Origin of the sequence: uncultured Aurantimicrobium sp. (genome assembly GCF_936931525.1) — a bacterium.
GTDB lineage: Bacteria > Actinomycetota > Actinomycetes > Actinomycetales > Microbacteriaceae > Aurantimicrobium.
In genome coordinates, this window is the sequence record NZ_CAKZII010000110.1 from 1 (window position 1) to 1,337 (window position 1,337).

The 1,337-nt window shown below is 53.3% G+C and carries 3 protein-coding genes; all 3 read left to right on the top strand.

Going from position 1 to position 1,337, the window contains the following annotated elements; all coding sequences use genetic code 11:
- Positions 1-183, top strand: a 183-nt coding sequence (locus Q0362_RS05185; protein ID WP_298118695.1) for a Rid family hydrolase, incomplete at its 5' end; no start/stop codon positions are given.
- A 23-nt stretch (positions 184-206) separates the two neighbouring features.
- Complete coding sequence (locus tag Q0362_RS05190) at positions 207-683, top strand: heme-degrading domain-containing protein (RefSeq protein ID WP_298120755.1); 477 nt, start codon at positions 207-209, stop codon at positions 681-683.
- A gap of 3 nt (positions 684-686) precedes the next feature.
- Positions 687-1,337: LysE family translocator (locus Q0362_RS05195; RefSeq protein WP_298120758.1), on the top strand; the 651-nt coding region annotated here is incomplete at its 3' end.

Consider the following 1,337-nt stretch of genomic DNA (forward strand, 5'->3'; position numbering starts at 1 on the left):
GTTGTTCGCACTCGCATCTACCTCACCAACATCGCTGACTTTGATGCTGTGGGCAAGGTTCATGGTGAATTCTTCGGAGACATCCGTCCTGCTGCAACCGCTGTTGAAGTGAGTGCACTTGCTGCCCCAGACATGCTTGTCGAAATTGATGTCGACGCCATCATTGGTTCCGCTGCCAAGTAGTTCTGTGCCACTAGGTTGGGAACATGGCTGACCAATCCGAACTTCTCGCTGACGTCTCAGAACTTGAAGACCAACTCACTGAGCTCCGCTTCAGTTCGCTGAGCCACGAAGATGCCCTTGCTCTGGGCATGGACCTTGCTTCACGGGCTGAAGAACGCAACTGGCCTCTCGCCGTATCGGTGTTCCTTGGTGACCAACACGTCTTCCGATATGCCTGTCCAGGCACTACTTCTGAGAATGACGACTGGATTGAGCGCAAGCGCAAGACTGTGTACAAGTTCCACGAGCCCTCATTCCTGGTCGGCCAGCGCATGATTTCGCTTGGCAAAGATTTCCACGCTGAGACGGGCCTCGACGAGTCTTTTGCAGCTCACGGTGGCGGCTTCCCCTTGTTTGTGGGGGATAAATTCGTCGGCGCGGTTATCGCCAGTGGTGTTCCTCAGCAAGACGATCACGCCATCGTGGTCGAAGCTCTGCGTGCGGCTATCGAAGGAGAGTAATCCATGCTGGATTACTCGGTTCTTCCAGCGTTTCTCGTTTCTGCTCTGGTCATTATTCTTTCGCCAGGAGCAGACACCTTCTTGATGTTGCGTTCCACGTTGCGTGGGGGAGTCAAAGACGGTTATCTGACCATGTTTGGTATTTATACCGGTATTGCAACGCTGTCTATTCTCTTGATCTCAGGTGTAGGGCTACTCATTGCTCGTGCACCGGGAGCGTTGTTCTGGCTCAAGATCGTCGGTGCGCTGTATTTGTTGTTCCTTGCGGTGCAGTCGCTCCGCGCGGGTATCAAGCTGGTTGCCCTGAACCGTGCTGGTGAATATTCGCAGGTGGACATCGACACTGCTGGAACTAAGCGCAAGGCAGGACCTTTTGTCTTGGGTTACCTCACCAACGTGACCAATCCCAAGGTGCTGATCTTCTTCCTTGCGTTCTTCCCACAATTCCTGGGTAAGGCGGAAAGTGTTCCGCTTCAGTTGGTATTTCTCTGTCTGATCTTCGTGGTGGTCTCAGCTGTGTGGTTAGTCACGTTGATCTACGCTGCCTCGGCAATGAGAAAGGTGATGACCACCACAGGTTTCACCATTGCCATGGAATTTGTCGTGGCAGGAGTTTTTGCTGTGCTGGCCATCACCTTGCTGGTTTCTGGCTTG